Origin of the sequence: Bacillus sp. FSL W7-1034 (assembly GCF_038593365.1) — a bacterium.
GTDB classification, from domain to species: Bacteria; Bacillota; Bacilli; order Bacillales; family Bacillaceae; genus Bacillus; species Bacillus altitudinis.
On the sequence record NZ_CP151989.1, the window covers coordinates 2,305,491 to 2,322,550 of the forward strand.

A 17,060-nucleotide genomic window follows, 5' to 3' on the forward strand; every position below is an offset into this window, starting at 1 on the left:
ATTTCATTATATAAAAGAAAGATAAAAAAGTAAAATAAAAGCTAATGAATGGCTGTTTTGAATTTACCGCCTTTTGTTTCATGCGTATCCATAATCGTAATAAAGGCTTGACCATCAATTTCAAACACGATAGATTTCAGCTTCGTAATTTCAAGTCTTGTCACGACGGCGTAAATGACATCTTTTTCTTCATCGGTATAGCCACCTTTTCCTCTAAGCTTGGTGGTTCCCCTGCCGAGACGATGAAGGATCGCATCTGAAATTTCATCATAATAATCCGAAACGATAATGACTGCTTTTGTTTCATCAAGCCCTTGAATAACAGCATCAATTGTTTTCATTGCCAAATAATATGTCATGACAGAATACATAGCTTGCTCCGGTCCGAAGACAAAGCCCGCCCAAATAAAAATGAACACATTGACGATCATGACAAACTCACCGACGGAGAAAGGAATTTTTTTCGTCAGAAGAATTCCTAAGATTTCCGTTCCGTCCATTGAGCCTCCATTCCGTATCACAAGCCCAACGCCAAACCCGAGTAACAGCCCTCCAAATACAGTAGCTAAAATCGGCTGCGTCGTAAATGCTTCTACATGATGGAGTGAAGATTCAATCACGGCCAAGCTGACTATCCCAATCACAGTGGAAATCAAGAAGGTTTTCCCAATATGTTTGTATCCTGATATCATAAATGGAATATTTAAAATGACAACAATCGTCGCAAAATTAATGAATGGGTTATCCGTAAAAAGATAATCCAAAATAAGCGAAATACCGATGATGCCTCCATCAATAATATTGTTTGGCACTAAAAATAATTCAATGCTGACTGCTGCACATGCAGCTCCTACTAGAATCAGAAAAATTCTCAAAATAAAATGAGGCACTGATTCCTTTTTATGCTGTTTACTATTTGCCATACGTTCTCCCTTCTACACATGTTTAGTTTTCAATGAACATTTTATTCACTTTACTATTTTATCATTTCACAGAGTAAAATAAAATTTTTTGCACATTTTCCGTTTTCGCCCATACATTGATACAGAGGGGAGGAATGGAATTGATTTTAATTCAAAAAATTGTGTTGCAGCGTCTGAATCAGATCACAGCAAATGACTTGTTAAGGTATGCAAAACAGTATGGGGTCAGCTTAACATCCAATCAGGCTGCAGAGGTCGCCAAACTTATGAATGGGAAAAACGTCAATATTTTTAACGATGCAGAGCGCAACCGGCTGCTTAAGCAAGTGGAAGCGATTACGTCTAAACAGACAGCACAGACCGTCAATGATCTGTTTAATCAATTCACAAATTAGGCAAAAAAGGGCCGCATTTAGCGGCACCTCATCACATTGCATGCACTTTTTATTGACCCGTAATCTTATCTAGTAAACCTTCATCAAATTGCTTTTCTTTCAGCATCGCAATTTCGAATTTATAAGGTGGTTTCTTGTTCTTTTTATCTTCACCTACATAAGGCGTTTCTAGAATCTTCGGCACATCTTGAAGCTGTGGATGATGAACGATATAGCTCAGGGCATCAAAACCAATTTCTCCAAAACCGATATTTTCATGTCGGTCTTTTCTTGCGCCTTGTACATTTTTACTATCATTAATATGAAGAACTTTGATTCGGTCGATCCCGACAATTCGATCAAATTCTTCTAATACTCCATCAAAATCACTCACAATGGGATAACCTGCATCGTGCGTGTGACACGTATCAAAGCAAACAGAAAGTGCTTCGTTATGTGTCACACCGTCAATAATTTGGGCAAGCTCTTCAAAGCTTCTTCCACACTCTGATCCTTTTCCCGCCATTGTTTCCAGCGCAATTTGAACCTCCTGCCCCTTCACAATGACTTCATTGAGACCTTCAATGATTTTTTGAATTCCAGCATCTGCACCTGCTCCAACATGCGCACCTGGATGAAGAACAATTTGTCTTGCACCTAGCGCTTCTGTACGCTCTATCTCAGAGCGAAGGAAGTCCACTCCAAGCTCAAATGTCGCTGGATTCACTGTGTTCCCAATATTGATAATATACGGTGCATGAACGACGATATCTGTCATACCATGCTCTTTCATATGCGCTTGTCCAGCTTCAATATTGAGATCTTCAATTTTTTTACGGCGCGTATTTTGCGGTGCACCTGTATAAATCATAAAAGTATTTGAACCATAAGAGGCAGCTTCCTCACTCGCTGCAAGTAGCATATGTTTTCCGCTCATGGATACATGTGATCCAATCTTCAACAATGTGTCCCCCTACTTTCCGTTACGCTTTGACTTTCTACGTTCTTGTCTTTTGATCTTATCCATCTCACGTGTCATTTTCTTTTTATATCCAGGTTTGACGGCTTTCGGTTTTCTGACAAGACGTTTTGCTTTTTCTTCAATTTCATTTGGTGCTTTTTTACGTCTTTGACGCTTCAAACGATCATCTGCATCTCGCCATTCGCCATGAACAATCGTTTTGTTTTCAAACACAACACCCATTTTTTCAATTTGAACGAGTGCATCCTCATCAGCAAGATCATAAATGGTCATCGCAATGCCAGATGAACCAGCGCGAGCCGTTCTTCCCACACGGTGAACATAAAAATCAAGATCGGATGGGAGCTCATAGTTAATCACGTGGCTGACACCCTTAATATCAATCCCACGGGCAGCAAGATCAGATGCCACAATATATGTGAACTCCAAATCTTCAATTTGTTTCATCACTTTTTTACGTTCACGAGGCGTTAAACCACCATGAAGTACCCCAATTTTCATTCCTTTTTCCTGTAGGAATGAGGCAATTTCATCAACAGTTGATTTTGTATTGGCAAAGATGATCCCTAAATAAGGCTGTACATTCGTCACCATTTCATGAAGTAATTTTAATTTATCACGTTGTTTAGATGGAACTAAAATATGCTGAATGTTTTCAGCCGTAATGCGTTTCGGTTCAACATGTGCATATTTCGGATTATCCATATATTTTTTGAGGAAAGGTTTTAATTTTTCTGGAATAGTTGCTGAGAACACAAGCATTTGCAACTGTTCTGGCATTTGTGAACCAATACGATCCACATCTTCTAAAAAGCCCATATCCAGCATAAGGTCGGCTTCATCAATGACAAGAGATGTTGCTTTGTACACATTCAGCGCTTGCTCATGAATAAGATCAGCAATACGTCCAGGAGTGCCGACCACTAAGTGCGGCTGATTCTTTAACTTTTGAATGGATTTCTGCTTGTCCGTTCCGCCAATGTAAAGCTTTGCCTTGATTTCTTCTTCTGGAGGCGTATTTTTTAAGATCGTTTGTGCTTCTTTAAAAATTTGATTCGCTAATTCTCGTGTCGGTGCAGTAATGACCACTTGTACTTGCTCTTTGCTTGGATCAATTGAATGAATAAGCGGCAATAAATACGCATGGGTTTTCCCTGTCCCTGTTTGAGACTGTCCAATCACGCTTTCACCTTTTAAAACAGCAGGTATGATTCTTTTTTGAATATCAGTCGGCTCATAAAAGCCCAGTTCATGAATAGCATCTATAATAAAAGACTTTAATTCATATGTCGTAAATTTCGTTTCTTTCATGTTTTCACTCCTTAAGGCAATGCCTTTTTGCTCATCTCCTCATTATAGCTGATTTCCCGCAAAAAAACCATGTCCGCTTTTCTCACAGGAAACCAAATGATACTTCCCTGCATAACCTATGAAGAGAAAGAGAATGCAGTAAGGGAGGTACAAGTATGTTAGGGCAAAGGCCTATGGGCGATTTTCAGCCGCATCGCCCCTCACGCCGGCACCTTGGAAATGGCGGACAGCCCGGGATTTTTCAACGGAGACAGCAGGCTCCGATCGAACAGCCTTTTCAAGGGCAAGGCAACCAATTTCAACAAATGATGCCTCGCTCTCCGTCTGTACAAGGCGGCGGTCTACGCGGGATGGGTGGCATTCCTGGAGGCGAAAGCCGTGCACTAGGCGGCGGAGCCGGAATTAAGGGCATGCTGGCAAAATTTCTTCCTGGAGCTGGAGGAGCAGGGATCTCTGGAGCTGGAGGTGGTGCGGGATTACAAGGAATCCAGAGCTTCGCAAACCCTGCGAACCTTTCAAGCATGTTAGGAAATGTTCAAAAAGTACTCGGAATGGCGCAGCAATTCACGCCTATGATTCAGCAATACGGTCCTTTAGTCAGAAATTTGCCTGCCATGATTAAACTCTATAGCCAGCTTGGCAGTGCGGATGATGATGAAACAAATACGAATGATGCAGACGAAGAACCACAAGAAATCACTGCAGAAACAGATGTTCCGCACGAACCAGTTGATGATGAAATAGAAGAAGGAAACGAAGAAGAACCAGAGGACATCCTTGTCAAAAAAGGGACTGTACACACATCAGCTGCTCCTGAAGCAAAACCGAAAAAAAGATCGGGTAGTTCCATTCCGAAACTATATGTCTAGTGATCTTTTAAAGGCGAAGTGTTTCCCATGTATAACAATCTTTGATATATGCGCTTACTTTGGCTATAATGAAGGAAGAGAATGATCAAAAGCCGTTTTTCACGGCTTTTTATATTGTTCTTCTCTAGCAGCACTTCCCTACAGGAGGACGAATAAATGAATGTAATTAAAATTTCGCCGCGTGGCTATTGCTATGGCGTTGTAGATGCAATGGTCATTGCTAAAAATGCCGCACTTGATAAAAACTTGCCACGCCCAATTTATATATTAGGTATGATTGTGCACAACAAACATGTCACAGATGCCTTCGAAGAAGATGGAATATACACACTGGACGGACCAAACCGTCTGGATATTTTAAAACAGGTTGAAAGTGGCACAGTGATTTTTACCGCTCACGGCGTATCTCCTGAAGTCCGTCAAATTGCAGAAGAAAAAGGCCTTGTCGCCATTGATGCGACCTGTCCAGATGTCACGAAAACACATGAACTCATTTCAGAAAAAACAGCTGATGGATATGACATTATTTATATCGGGAAAAAGGGTCACCCTGAGCCAGAAGGAGCCGTCGGTGTTGCACCTGACAAAGTGCACCTTGTCGAAACAGAAGCTGATATTAAAGCGCTCGATTTAACGTCAGATAAACTGCTCATCACCAATCAGACGACAATGTCTCAGTGGGATGTTCATGATCTGATGGAGCTCATTAAAGAAAAATATCCTCACGTCGAGTACCATCAAGAGATCTGCCTTGCGACACAGGTACGTCAGGAAGCTGTGTCACAGCAAGCAGGCCAAGCCGATCTGACCATTGTGGTCGGCGATCCAAAAAGCAATAACTCAAATCGTCTGGCGCAAGTGTCAATGGAGATTGCAGGAACGCAGGCTTACCGAATTGGTGATCTCAGTGAGTTAAAGCTTGAATGGCTCCAAGGGGTAAAAACAGTTGCCGTTACTGCAGGTGCTTCCACACCAACACCTATTACAAAAGAAGTCATTCGTTTCTTAGAAAACTACGAACCTGATGATGAATCAACATGGAAAATTGAACGGACGGTTCCTCTTTCTAAGATATTACCTCGTGTGAAAACAAAGAAATAAAAAAACGTCAGAGCTGCTATGCTCTGACGTTTTTGCTTACACAAATTGAAACGGGTTTGTGTTTGATTCTGATACAAAGAACTGCACATCATATTTTTTATCTGTACATAGTGATTCTAGCTTTGTCTTCACGCCCTCTTTCATGATCTTTTCTGCGTAATGACCTGGGTCCACTACATTCAGTCCGAGCATCATGGCATCGTGAGCGACATGGAAATAAAGGTCGCCAGTCACATACACATCTGCACCCATTCTTTTCGCTTGATGGATATATTTATTTCCGTCTCCTCCAAGCACAGCTACTTTTTTCACGACCGCTTCCTGATCTCCTACAAAACGCGCTCCATTCACATCTAACTTCGTTTTCACAAATTGAGTGAAGTCTTTAAGTGTCATAGGTTCTTTTAATTCACCAATACGGCCAAGGCCTTTTTGAATAGGAGGAAGATCTGTCGTGTGTACACTGTAAGCCACTTCTTCATAAGGGTGTGCTTTGATCATTTCACGAATCACTTGTTTTTCAATACTTGCTGGGAAAATGGTTTCGATTCGTACTTCTTTCACAAATTCCAATTTACCCGTCTCACCAATAAATGGCACAGCTTCTTCTGATGGCAGAAAACTGCCTGTCCCTTCATTTGAAAAAGCGCAATGACTGTAGTTGCCAATATGGCCAGCTCCCGCATTTCCTAAAGCCGTCCTGATGGCCTCTTCAAATTCCACGGGGACATACAATGCTAGCTGCTTAATTGGATCTTCGTATGTTGGAACTAGCACTTTTGTTTCCCCGAGCTCTAAAGCCTCTGCAAGCAAGTCATTGACTCCTCCATCAGCCACATCCAGGTTTGTATGTGCTACATACACCGCAATATCATGTTTGATGCATTTCTCAATGATCCGTCCTGCCGGCTGATCTGTCGCCACATGTTTTAATGGACGGAAAATTGGCGGATGGTGGGCAATAATGAGATCCACCTTCCGCTCAATTGCCTCATCTACCACATTTTCTAATACATCTAAGGTGATCATGACATTGGTCACTTTTTTATTCAGCGTTCCAATCTGGAGCCCAATTTTATCACCTTCCACCGCATATGCCTTTGGTGAGAATTGCTCAAATAATTGGATGATTTCATGCCCGTTCACTGTTTTAGCCAACAGTCAAAACCTCCTTTAGAATTTTTATTTTCGCATTCAGCTCATTCAGACGTTCTTTGTTCTCTTCCGTCGGCGCTGCTTGTTGAATCTGGCTTTCTATATGCTCCATGTGCTGAAGCTCATTCATCCATTTGCGCCGGAAGACATCATTTTGCTCTTTGGCAAGAAACGGACCAACGAGCATGCCTGTTTCAATCGACATGCCTTCATAAGCTTTATCTTTGTCGCCAGTTTCGGCAATGATGATTTCGTATATTTTGCCATCTTCTTCTAAAATCACTTCATCCATCAGTTCATACCCCTCTTGATAGAGCCATAAACGAATATGGTGGGCATGAATATTAGGCTGAAGAATAAGCCGCTCCTGCCCTGTGAGCTTGTGTTTACCTTCATTTAGAATGCTTGCAATGAGTGCCCCGCCCATTCCTGCAATTGTAACAGCATTTACCTCGCCTTTTTCAATCACTTCAAGGCCATTGCCTTTTCTGACTGAAATCTGCTCATCTAATTCAAGCCTATGTACTTGCTGCTTCGCAGATTGAAGCGGTCCATCAGTAATTTCACCAGCAATGGCTTTCAATGCTTTATGATGTAATATCGCATAACATGGCAAATAGGCATGATCTGAGCCGATATCAGCAAAGACCGCCTCTTTTGGTAAAAAGTCTGCGACTCTTTTTAATCGTTTTGACAAATTCATTTCATTCATCCATATCACTACTTTTCTTTAATGTTCATACTTGTCTATCTTATATAAATTATGGACTTTTTAAAAGTCGTTTTCAAATGAAAAAAGCTCTTCTGATGAAAAAGAGCTTTTTGCGCTTTATTATTTAATTTTGGATACCCATTCTGACATTTCATCGAGCTTTTCATTCGGAATTAGCCCGCCCGGCATCCCATTTCCGCCTTCTTGAATTTTCTTCTTGATGTCTGCTACTTCAAGCTTGTCGCCAACACCTTTTAATGCAGGACCAGCGCCACCTTCGTAGTTTTCCCCATGACAGCTAATACAGTTCTGCTTATACAATTCTTCCGGCGTTGCATTTGCGGTCTCTTCTTGCTTTTGCTCTTTGCCCCCAGAGGCAATTTTGTCTTCATCTTTCAGCCCCTTCATTGATAAGAAAAAAGTGAGTCCAATACCTAAAATGGCAATCAATAAGAATGGTATAAGTGGATTCCGTTTCATTTCTTTCATCCTCCCCTTTGTGAAAAACCCCTTTGAGACTATGCAAACAATTCTAATTCTACTTTAATTTTACAAAAAGTAAACGAATTATGATACAAAACTTTGGTCAAGTTCACAGATTAGACAAAAATGATTCAAAATGAGAAAAGAAGCCTTCAGCACATTTAGATGTATTTTTTATACATCTTTTCTCTAAGAACGTTGCAAATTCATTTGTTATTCAGTAAAATATAATCAGATCAAAAAAGCGTTTTCATTTTGATGAAGAAAGAACGGATCTCTCTCAAGATCCGTCCGGTTTCTATTCTAAGAAGTCTTTTAATCGTTTACTTCTGCTTGGGTGTCTTAATTTACGAAGAGCTTTCGCTTCAATTTGGCGAATACGCTCCCTTGTTACGCCAAACACCTTTCCTACCTCTTCTAATGTGCGTGTTCTTCCGTCATCTAGTCCGAAACGCAGTCTCAGCACATTTTCTTCACGGTCCGTTAGCGTATCTAATACATCTTCAAGCTGCTCTTTTAAGAGCTCATAGGCAGCATGGTCTGATGGAGAAGTCGCCTCTTGGTCTTCGATAAAATCACCAAGATGCGAGTCATCTTCCTCACCAATAGGTGTTTCTAAAGATACTGGCTCTTGCGCAATTTTAAGAATTTCTCTTACTTTCTCTGGTGTTAAATCCATGTCTTCCGCAATTTCTTCTGGCGTTGGTTCTCTACCTAGATCTTGTAGAAGCTGTCTTTGAACACGGATTAATTTATTAATGGTTTCCACCATATGAACCGGGATCCGGATTGTTCTCGCCTGATCGGCAATCGCACGTGTGATCGCCTGTCTAATCCACCAAGTCGCATATGTTGAGAATTTGTATCCTTTGCGGTAATCAAACTTCTCAACCGCCTTCATGAGCCCCATGTTTCCTTCTTGAATCAAGTCAAGAAACAGCATACCACGACCAACATAACGTTTCGCAATGCTGACAACGAGACGAAGGTTCGCTTCCGCTAATCTTCTTTTTGATTCCTCATCGCCTTCTTCAATCTTTTGAGCATACGTAATCTCTTCTTTAGCAGATAGCAAATTGACGCGCCCGATCTCTTTTAAGTACATACGAACAGGATCATTAATTTTGACACCTGGTGGTACGCTTAAATCATTCAGGTCAAATTCCTCTTCTGCCTTAGCCAGCTGCTGAACATTTGGGTCTTCAGTCTCTTCATTTTCACTGATGAGTTCTACACCCTGTTCGCCTAAGTATTCATAGTATTCATCCATCTGGTCTGATTCAATTTCAAAGCTAGACATACGCTCTGCAATTTCTTCGTATGTTAAAACGCCCCGTTTTTTACCCGTTTCAGTGAGCTTATCTCTCACCTGTTCAAAGGTTAATTCAGTTTCAGTTTCGTGGGCTTGTTTATCAGCCATTATGGATCCCTCCTTCCAAAGCTTGCAACGAATTCTAAAGTAACTTGCGATTTGCTTCTGCTCTGCCTTTCTCTCTCTATCAAACAGAATGAGCAAATAGGAATAAAATAAATAATGATGAAGGCAAGATGCTTGCGGTCTTATGCTCCTCCCATTAAAGGATTCATTGCCAGCCGTAAGTCTTGTCATAAATAGTAGACGTATTACTTCAGCGAACGGTTCAACTGAATAATTTCTTTTGCAAGTGTTGCCGCTTTGAAGAAATCTTTTTGTCTCTCCGCCTCTGCACGTTCTAGTTCTTTTTCCTTTATCATTGACAAATTCCGATGATTCAACACTTTTTTTACATAATCACTTAATTCAGCTTCACTTAGTTCGTCTCCAACTTGAATCATGAATATATCCGTCAGGAGCTGATTGATCACATCATCTTCTATACGGTTCATCAGATGCTGCGGGGTCGGCTCCTTGCCTTCTTCATACAATGCATAAATGTATGTTGCCAGCGCTCTGTGCGAATCTATATTAAATTCAAACCCTATCCTATCAAGCACTTTTCGGATCACGTCATCATTTTTCAACATATGTGCAAGGAGCATTCGCTCTGCGTTTTCATATGCCGGCCTTAGACGTTTTCGTCTTACCTGTGTTGACAGATGTGCACGCCGCTTTTCAAGTCCATTTTCTTCTTGCGAGCTCTTGGCCTCTTGTCGCTGCTGCTTTTCAAAAAGCTCCAATTGCTCCTTTAATGAGTCAAGTGAAATGGAGAACTCCCCAGCCAGCTGCTTCATGTAAATCTCTTGTTCCAAGGAACCGTTTAATCGGCTAATTTCTCGGAGAACCTGCTTCATATAAGTCAGGCGGTCTCCTTCGTCAGACAAATTCTTTCCTCTTCGGAAAAAATTCATCTTAAATGTCATTAATGTCACACTTGCATCTATGATGTCATTCCTAAATTTCTCGCCGCCATATTTACGAATGTAATCATCTGGATCAAGTCCATCTGGTATCATGGCAACGCGAACTTTACATCCTCTTTTTCCAAGCAAATCTGATGCTTTCATGGTCGCTTCATACCCGGCCGTGTCAGAGTCATAACATAAAATGATCTCTTCAACGTTCCGCCTAAGAAGCTTTACGTGCTCTTCTGTTAAAGACGTACCCATTGTTGCAACACTTTCACCAACACCACTTGTGACAGCCGAGATGACGTCAGCAAATCCTTCGAAAAGGACTGCACGTTCGCGTTTTCTAATATGCATACGCGCGTCATGAAAGTGATAAAGCAGCTTACTTTTATGAAAAAGTGGCGTTTCAGGACTATTCATATACTTTGGCTGCTGATCACCAAGTGATCTTCCAGAAAAAGCGACGACCGTCCCGTGATGATCATGAATTGGAAACATGACACGATCTCTAAAGCGGTCAAAAAAACCTGTGCCGTTTTCTCGTTGAATCAAAAGACCAGCCTTCTCCATCATCGCAGGATCAAACCCTCGTTTTTCTAAAAACTTGGTCACGAAATCCCACGAGTCGAGAGCATACCCGATCTCAAACTTGGCAATTGTTTCATCCGTAAAGCCCCTGGACCTTAAATAATCGAGTGCGTTTTGACCTTCCTTTGTATTTACCAGCAAATGGTGGTAAAATTTCTTAAGAAGCTCATGTGCCTCAATCATTTTATGATCTGCTGTATCCTCTTGCTGTGAGGAACTGATCTGCGCATTCGCTACATGATCCGGCAAATCAATATGGTACTTATCAGCAACATGTGAAACGGCTTCAATAAATGAGTAGCCTTCCATTTGTCTGAGGAACGAAAATACATTGCCTCCTGCACCACAGCCAAAACAATGGAAGATTTGCTTATCTGCTGAAACAGAGAATGAAGGAGTATTTTCACCATGGAATGGACAAAGACCGAAGTAATTCCGACCTTGTTTTCTAAGCTGTACGTATTCTCCAATCACTTCGACAATGTCTGCGTTTTTTTGGATTTGCTCCAAAAGTTCATCTGGTATACGTTTGCTCATCCTAATAACACTCCGTCGTACATTATTCGCCTTTTAATTCAAAAATCCTTCATGATTCGACAGGATTTTTTGTAGTTGGGCAATAAATCGCTTTTTATCCTCTTCTAAAAGCTTTTTGGGACCTTTTCCGTATACACCTTTTCTTCGCTGTTTACTGGAAACATGCCTGCGTTCCAAATCAAAATCAATTGTTTCGTTTGTGTACATTCGTCCTCTTTCAGACAGAACAATGACTTGTCTTGGAAGCAGTAAGGAGGCCAGACCAATATCCTGGGTGACAACAATATCGTGCTTGACAGCTAAGTTCGCAATGACTAAATCTGCTGCTTCCTTATGTGTATCAACAAACCGCCAATCTTCAAGTGGTGATCGTTTGGTTTGAAAATGCTCATATGAAGCAATGAAAGTCACAGGTACTTGAAATTGAGATGCGACAGAAAGGATTTCGTCTTTTACAGGACAAGCATCTGCATCGACATAAATCGTCCTTTCTTTTTTACGTTCATTCAGGTGACTAATTCTCCATCCCTCCACCTTATTCCTGCTTTAGAGAAGCAAAAAGACCATACTTTTCCCCCATAAAGCAATCAACAGTAAAACTCATTTTGTCGAAAAGTTATGTTCAGAATCACTTGACTTCTGCCAATATTAGTTTATTCGTTCTTGACTTAACTTAAACCTAAAATCAATCATTTTATCACAATTTTTTATTATAATACAAATGCAGCAAATATGCCATTGTTTTTGTTTACCCGTTTCCCACCATAGGAAAAACCCAGGAGGAGCATCCTGAGTTTATTCGGAACCTCTTTTGGTCAGCATTTGATGAATGACATTTGCTGTCTCCTCAACTGCTTTATTCGATACATCAACAACTTGACAGTTAATGCGGTCAACCACTTTTTCAAAATATTCTAGTTCCTCTTTAATCCGCTCGATATTCGCATAAATGGCACGGTCATTTAAACCGAGTGATTTTAAACGTTCTTTACGGATATGATTTAGTTTATCTGGACTAATTTTCAGGCCGATGCATTTTTTTGGATCAACTGAGAATAACTCCTCTGGCGGATCAACTTCAGGAACAATCGGAACGTTTGCTACCTTCAAGCGTTTATGTGCTAAGTATTGAGAAAGTGGTGTCTTAGACGTACGCGATACACCAATCAGCACAATATCAGCCTTTAGAATACCTCTTGGGTCCCGGCCATCATCATATTTCACAGCGAACTCAATGGCTTCTACCTTTTTAAAATAGTCCTCATCTAATTGACGTACACGACCTGGCTCATGTTTCGCTTCATTTCCATATGCCGTCTCCATTTTATCAATAAGTGGACCGATAATGTCATAGTACACGACGCCATTCGCTTCTGCTTCTTCTATTAAGAATTGGCGCATTTCTGGCACAACAAGAGTAAAGCAAACGATCCCATTATCTGCTTTCGCCAATGAAATCACTTCTTTAATCGTACCGACATCCTCTACATATGGGATTCTTCTAATATTTGAATGGTCGGATGAGCCGCCATCAAATTGGCTAAGTGCCGCTTTGACCACGAGCTCTGCCGTTTCTCCTACTGAATCTGATACAACAAAAATTACGCGATTACTCATAACATCCCCTCGCAGTCTTCTGTAATTAGATAATTTCGTTCTCTGATAAGCTAACAAGTATTTTCGTCATGTTTGTTTTCGTAATTCTGCCGACCACTTCAAAGCCTTTATCCGTATCTTTTATAACAGGAAGTGCATCTATTTGCTTTTCAATCAAGTGCTTGGCCACATCCATAATAAAATCTTCTTTGCGGCAAACGGTAATGTTCGGCATTCTTGTCATAATAATATGGACAGGTATAGATGGAAGCTCTTGTTTCCCAATACTTGCTCGAAGGAGGTCTTTTCTTGATAACACGCCTGTTAAAATAGAGTGATCGTCCACAACGAATAATGTGCCCACATCCTCTAAAAACATCGTACAAATCGCATCATAAACCGAAACATTCTCGTGTATCACGACCGGAATGGACTGAAAATCTTTCACTTGAAGTTTTTTCAGCTTATCTGCCAGAAGCTGCGTGCCTGTTTTGCCTGTAAAAAAGTAGCCGACCCTTGGTCTTGCTTCTAAAAAGCCAGACATCGTTAAAATGGCTAAATCCGGTCTGAGGGTAGCCCTTGTTAAGTTCAGCCGATCGGCGATATGCTCTCCAGTGATCGGACCATTCTCTTTGACAATCTGTAAAATCTGCTCTTGCCGTTTATTTAACTCGATTGTACTCACCACCTTTAAATAGAGAGAGCGAATCCTTACTTTATGTATATCAATTTCATAACTCATCATATTATAGCGCATCTTCGTCCGAATGAAACAAAAATCCACTCAAAAACCGTGAATTAAATGAGTAAAAAACGATTGCCCTTCGAAAAAGGCAACCGTTCTTAGGTATTTATTTTACAATTAAATTGTTCATATTCGCAAATGATTGAATGACTTTTGCAAGTTTGACCATTTGTGCCAAACGATTTTGTTTCAGTTTTTCATCATCGGCATGAACCATGGTATGGTCGAAATAATGAACAATTGGTGCTTTTAACGTATCTAACGCTTCAAGTGCTGATTGGTACTGACCTTTTGCCATATACTCGCTGACGGCTTTTTCCGCTTGCTGATACGCTTCAAATAGCTTTTGTTCGTGTTCATTTTCAAACAGTTCAGGCTGAATCTGTGCGTCTTCCCCTTTTTTACTGATTGAAATGACGCGGCCTAGTGCCTCAGCCGTTTCTTTGAAACTCTCCTGTTTCACGCTCTCTTCAAGAACAGCCGCTTTTTTCACAACCGCATATGGTTCAATATTTTCAACATCAAGGACTGCTTCCACCACGTCATGACGGATATGTTCTGCTTGGAGAACATATTTCAAACGGTGTGTTAAAAATTCAATGAGAGCCGCTTCATGTTTTGCATCTACTTGAGCTAGTGCTAAAAGCTCTTTAAATGAAAGATTCCATTGGCGGTCGAGCAGGATTTGAACGATACCGCTCGCTTGTCTTCTTAATCCATAAGGATCTTGAGAGCCCGTTGGAATGACATCAATTGAGAAGAATGAACAAATAGAATCTAACTTATCCGCCACTGCAACAATCGCCCCAATAAGTGTTGACGGCGCATCGTCACCGGCAAAACGCGGCATATAGTGCTCGTTGATACTCTTTGCCACTTCTTCATGCTCGCCAAGTGCTCTAGCATATTTTTCACCCATGATTCCTTGCAGTTCTGGGAATTCATAGACCATCTGAGTCACAAGGTCAAATTTAGAGATACTAGCTGCTCTTGCAGCGCGTTTAGACGTTTCTTCATCTGCACCCACATGACTAGCAAGGCGGACGGCAATGTCTGTTACTCTTTTCAGCTTGTCGCCAATCGTGCCAAGTTTCTCATGGAATACGACTTTATCAAGCTTTTGAATGTTGTCTTCAATGACGAGTTTTTCGTCTTCTTTATAGAAAAATGCCGCATCTGATAAACGTGCACGAAGGACCTTTTCGTTCCCTCTTGCCACATTTTCAAGTGCCTCACTGTTTCCGTTTCTGACCGTAATAAAGTGCGGCAGTAATTCCCCTTGTTCATTTTTCACTGGGAAATAACGCTGATGCTCTTTCATTGTCGTGACAAGCACTTCTTCCGGCAGCGCAAGAAATTCTTCTTCAAAAGAACCAAATAGAACGGTTGGATATTCAACGAGATCGTTCACTTCTTCTAGAAGCTCAGGATCAACTGGAATGACCCAGCCTTTTTTGGAAGAAAGGTCATGTAATTGCTCAGTAATTAATTGTTTTCTTTTATCTGAATCAACAATGACAAATTGATCTCTTAATGTTTGCTCATAAGAAGCTGGTGTGTCAATGCTGGCTGTCGTCCCTAGGAAACGATGTCCTCTAGTCTCCCGTCCACTTTTCACTCCTGCAATTTCGACAGGAATGATCTCTTGACCAAATAAGCAAACAATCCATTTAATTGGACGGATATAGCGTAAATCCTCGCTTCCCCATCTCATGTTCTTTGGAAAACTTAATGAAGCGGCAATGTCCCCCAATGCTGGAAGAAGGTCTTTGACTTGCTTACCTTCTTGAAACTTTTGGACATGAACATAATCCACACCTTTGATGTCTTTGAAATACAGATCATCTGTTGAAGCGCCTTGTCCGCGGGCAAAACCTTCGGCAGCTTTTGTCCAATTGCCTTCAGCATCTTGAGCAATCTTTTTAGCCGGTCCTTTTGCTTCTTCTTTGATGTCCTCTTGTTTTTCTGCAACACCTTTGACGAGTACAGCTAGACGTCTTGGTGAATTAAATAAAGCAACGTCTTCGAATGAAATATTTTGCGCTACGAACCAAGCTTTTACTTTGTCACCTAGCTGCTTTGTGCTTTCTGGCATGAAACGAGCCGGCATCTCTTCTAAGCCGATTTCAAGTAATACATCTTGTTTATTCATGAGAAGCCGCCTCCTCTTTTAGCATAGGGAATCCTAGTTTTTCTCGTTCTTCGTAATACGTTTTGGCTACTTTTCTCGCTAACTGACGTACTCTTCCGATATAGCCTGTTCGCTCAGTCACAGAAATCGCGCCTTTGGCATCAAGCAGGTTAAATGTGTGAGAACATTTGAGTACATAATCATATGCCGGGTGAACAAGCCCTTTGTCCATTTGGCTATGTGCTTCTTTTTCATATGTTGTAAATAAATCGAACAGCATATCCGTATTAGATGTTTCAAACGTATACACAGAATGCTCGTATTCAGCCATTAAGAATAAATCTCTTACAGTAAAGCCATCTGTCCATTCAAGATCAAATACATTTTCTTTGTCCTGGATGTAAGAAGCAAGACGCTCAATTCCGTATGTGATTTCAACAGAAACTGGCTTACATTCTAAACCGCCGACTTGCTGGAAATACGTAAATTGCGTAATTTCCATTCCATCAAGCCAAACTTCCCAGCCAAGTCCTGCGCAGCCAAGAGATGGGTTCTCCCAGTTGTCTTCAACAAAACGAATATCATGTTTCAGCGGGTCAATGCCAAGCGCCTTCAATGATTCCAGATACAGTTCTTGAATATTGTCAGGTGATGGCTTAATGATCACTTGAAATTGATGATGTTGATACAATCTGTTTGGGTTTTCTCCATATCTGCCGTCAGCCGGGCGTCTTGAAGGTTCTACATAGGCTACCTTCCATGGCTCTGGCCCAATGCTTCTGAGGAACGTGTATGGGCTCATCGTTCCAGCACCTTTTTCTGTGTCATATGCCTGCATTAATACGCAGCCTTCATTTGACCAATGCTTTTGCAGTGTCAAAATCATGTCTTGAATATTCAATGATCGCACCTCCATCTTTTTTACACCATCCGCTATGTATGGCGGTGGGGCCTAGAACCTTTTTGCAAAACACAAAAACTCCCGTCTCTATGCTCACAAGGTTCCTTGCAAACATAGGGACGAGAGTTTTTCCCGCGGTTCCACCCTATTTGCTGGTGTCGTAGCACCCAGCCGCTTTGTTTTACGTTGCTCAAGAATGCCTTTCGTTACGTGTCCATCCTTAGCTCACACCGCCCTAAGGTCGCTTTTATGGCTGATACGTAAGTACTTCTTTCTGTCAATGCAACATATTTGATCTTAGATGATCTTACAAAAAGTCACGAG

Annotated in this window: 16 protein-coding genes; 3 read left to right on the plus strand and 13 right to left on the minus strand. The window is 41.2% G+C overall.

Going from position 1 to position 17,060, the window contains the following annotated elements:
* Positions 1-41: 41 nt before the first annotated feature.
* Complete coding sequence (locus NST73_RS11880; RefSeq protein WP_007501276.1) at positions 42-923, minus strand: YitT family protein; 882 nt, start codon at positions 921-923, stop codon at positions 42-44.
* A 140-nt stretch (positions 924-1,063) separates the two neighbouring features.
* On the opposite strand from NST73_RS11880, the gene NST73_RS11885 reads away from it, so the two are divergent.
* Positions 1,064-1,318 carry a DUF2624 domain-containing protein gene (locus NST73_RS11885; RefSeq protein WP_008342377.1) on the plus strand — a complete coding sequence of 85 codons (255 nt, stop codon included), beginning with the start codon at positions 1,064-1,066 and terminating at the stop codon, positions 1,316-1,318.
* 49 nt (positions 1,319-1,367) lie between these two features.
* Here the strand turns inward: NST73_RS11885 and NST73_RS11890 are convergent, their stop codons facing one another.
* Both NST73_RS11890 and NST73_RS11895 read right to left on the minus strand, forming a co-directional pair.
* On the minus strand, positions 1,368-2,261 hold the full coding sequence (locus NST73_RS11890) for a deoxyribonuclease IV (RefSeq protein WP_017358005.1): 894 nt from the start codon (positions 2,259-2,261) through the stop codon (positions 1,368-1,370).
* 9 nt (positions 2,262-2,270) lie between these two features.
* The gene (locus tag NST73_RS11895; RefSeq protein ID WP_024718822.1) at positions 2,271-3,590 is read right to left on the minus strand and encodes a DEAD/DEAH box helicase; all 1,320 of its coding nucleotides are present in this window, start codon (positions 3,588-3,590) and stop codon (positions 2,271-2,273) included.
* A gap of 155 nt (positions 3,591-3,745) precedes the next feature.
* Between NST73_RS11895 and vrrA the strand changes: the two genes are divergently transcribed.
* A complete protein-coding gene (gene vrrA, locus NST73_RS11900; RefSeq protein ID WP_342499108.1) occupies positions 3,746-4,459 on the plus strand; it encodes a VrrA/YqfQ family protein in 714 nt (237 codons plus the stop codon).
* A 156-nt stretch (positions 4,460-4,615) separates the two neighbouring features.
* On the plus strand, positions 4,616-5,560 hold the full coding sequence (locus tag NST73_RS11905) for a 4-hydroxy-3-methylbut-2-enyl diphosphate reductase (protein ID WP_007501283.1): 945 nt from the start codon (positions 4,616-4,618) through the stop codon (positions 5,558-5,560).
* A gap of 36 nt (positions 5,561-5,596) precedes the next feature.
* On the opposite strand, the gene NST73_RS11910 is transcribed toward NST73_RS11905, so the two are convergent.
* The 10 genes from NST73_RS11910 to glyQ form a co-directional block, all read right to left on the minus strand.
* Positions 5,597-6,718, minus strand: coding sequence for a Nif3-like dinuclear metal center hexameric protein (locus NST73_RS11910; RefSeq protein WP_048001530.1), 1,122 nt, complete (start codon positions 6,716-6,718; stop codon positions 5,597-5,599).
* Positions 6,711-7,427: a tRNA (adenine(22)-N(1))-methyltransferase TrmK gene (locus NST73_RS11915; protein ID WP_135009252.1), complete on the minus strand. Its 717-nt coding sequence runs from the start codon at positions 7,425-7,427 to the stop codon at positions 6,711-6,713. The genes NST73_RS11910 and NST73_RS11915 overlap by 8 nt, the downstream gene beginning before the upstream one ends.
* Before the next feature lie 120 nt (positions 7,428-7,547).
* Entirely contained in the window at positions 7,548-7,907 is a 360-nt protein-coding gene (gene cccA, locus NST73_RS11920) for a cytochrome c550 (RefSeq protein ID WP_008342390.1), read from the minus strand.
* A 301-nt stretch (positions 7,908-8,208) separates the two neighbouring features.
* Positions 8,209-9,330, minus strand: coding sequence for an RNA polymerase sigma factor RpoD (rpoD, locus tag NST73_RS11925; RefSeq protein WP_008342392.1), 1,122 nt, complete (start codon positions 9,328-9,330; stop codon positions 8,209-8,211).
* Between the two features lie 203 nt (positions 9,331-9,533).
* Positions 9,534-11,363, minus strand: a complete 1,830-nt coding sequence (gene dnaG, locus NST73_RS11930; protein WP_008342393.1) for a DNA primase — start codon at positions 11,361-11,363, stop codon at positions 9,534-9,536.
* Positions 11,364-11,396: 33 nt separating this feature from the next.
* Positions 11,397-11,897 (minus strand): YaiI/YqxD family protein, encoded by a 501-nt coding sequence (locus NST73_RS11935; protein ID WP_008342395.1) that lies wholly within the window; start codon positions 11,895-11,897, stop codon positions 11,397-11,399.
* Between the two features lie 261 nt (positions 11,898-12,158).
* Positions 12,159-12,980 (minus strand): pyruvate, water dikinase regulatory protein, encoded by an 822-nt coding sequence (locus NST73_RS11940; protein WP_008342399.1) that lies wholly within the window; start codon positions 12,978-12,980, stop codon positions 12,159-12,161.
* Positions 12,981-13,005: 25 nt separating this feature from the next.
* The gene (locus tag NST73_RS11945) at positions 13,006-13,644 is read right to left on the minus strand and encodes a helix-turn-helix transcriptional regulator (protein ID WP_024423017.1); all 639 of its coding nucleotides are present in this window, start codon (positions 13,642-13,644) and stop codon (positions 13,006-13,008) included.
* 166 nt (positions 13,645-13,810) lie between these two features.
* Positions 13,811-15,856, minus strand: coding sequence for a glycine--tRNA ligase subunit beta (gene glyS / locus NST73_RS11950; RefSeq protein WP_342499109.1), 2,046 nt, complete (start codon positions 15,854-15,856; stop codon positions 13,811-13,813).
* Complete coding sequence (gene glyQ / locus NST73_RS11955; RefSeq protein ID WP_003217487.1) at positions 15,849-16,736, minus strand: glycine--tRNA ligase subunit alpha; 888 nt, start codon at positions 16,734-16,736, stop codon at positions 15,849-15,851. Before glyQ ends, glyS begins: the two co-directional genes overlap by 8 nt.
* Positions 16,737-17,060 lie beyond the last annotated feature (324 nt).

Bases quoted from the DNA above. Each gene is read 5' to 3' on its own strand.
- NST73_RS11880 (WP_007501276.1), bottom strand. From the start codon at position 923: ATGGCAAATAGTAAACAGCATAAAAAGGAATCAGTGCCTCATTTTATT.
- NST73_RS11895 (WP_024718822.1), bottom strand. From the start codon at position 3,590: ATGAAAGAAACGAAATTTACGACATATGAATTAAAGTCTTTTATTATA.
- vrrA (WP_342499108.1), top strand. From the start codon at position 3,746: ATGTTAGGGCAAAGGCCTATGGGCGATTTTCAGCCGCATCGCCCCTCA.
- NST73_RS11905 (WP_007501283.1), top strand. From the start codon at position 4,616: ATGAATGTAATTAAAATTTCGCCGCGTGGCTATTGCTATGGCGTTGTA.
- NST73_RS11915 (WP_135009252.1), bottom strand. From the start codon at position 7,427: ATGAATGAAATGAATTTGTCAAAACGATTAAAAAGAGTCGCAGACTTT.
- cccA (WP_008342390.1), bottom strand. From the start codon at position 7,907: ATGAAACGGAATCCACTTATACCATTCTTATTGATTGCCATTTTAGGT.
- rpoD (WP_008342392.1), bottom strand. From the start codon at position 9,330: ATGGCTGATAAACAAGCCCACGAAACTGAAACTGAATTAACCTTTGAA.
- dnaG (WP_008342393.1), bottom strand. From the start codon at position 11,363: ATGAGCAAACGTATACCAGATGAACTTTTGGAGCAAATCCAAAAAAAC.
- NST73_RS11940 (WP_008342399.1), bottom strand. From the start codon at position 12,980: ATGAGTAATCGCGTAATTTTTGTTGTATCAGATTCAGTAGGAGAAACG.
- glyS (WP_342499109.1), bottom strand. From the start codon at position 15,856: ATGAATAAACAAGATGTATTACTTGAAATCGGCTTAGAAGAGATGCCG.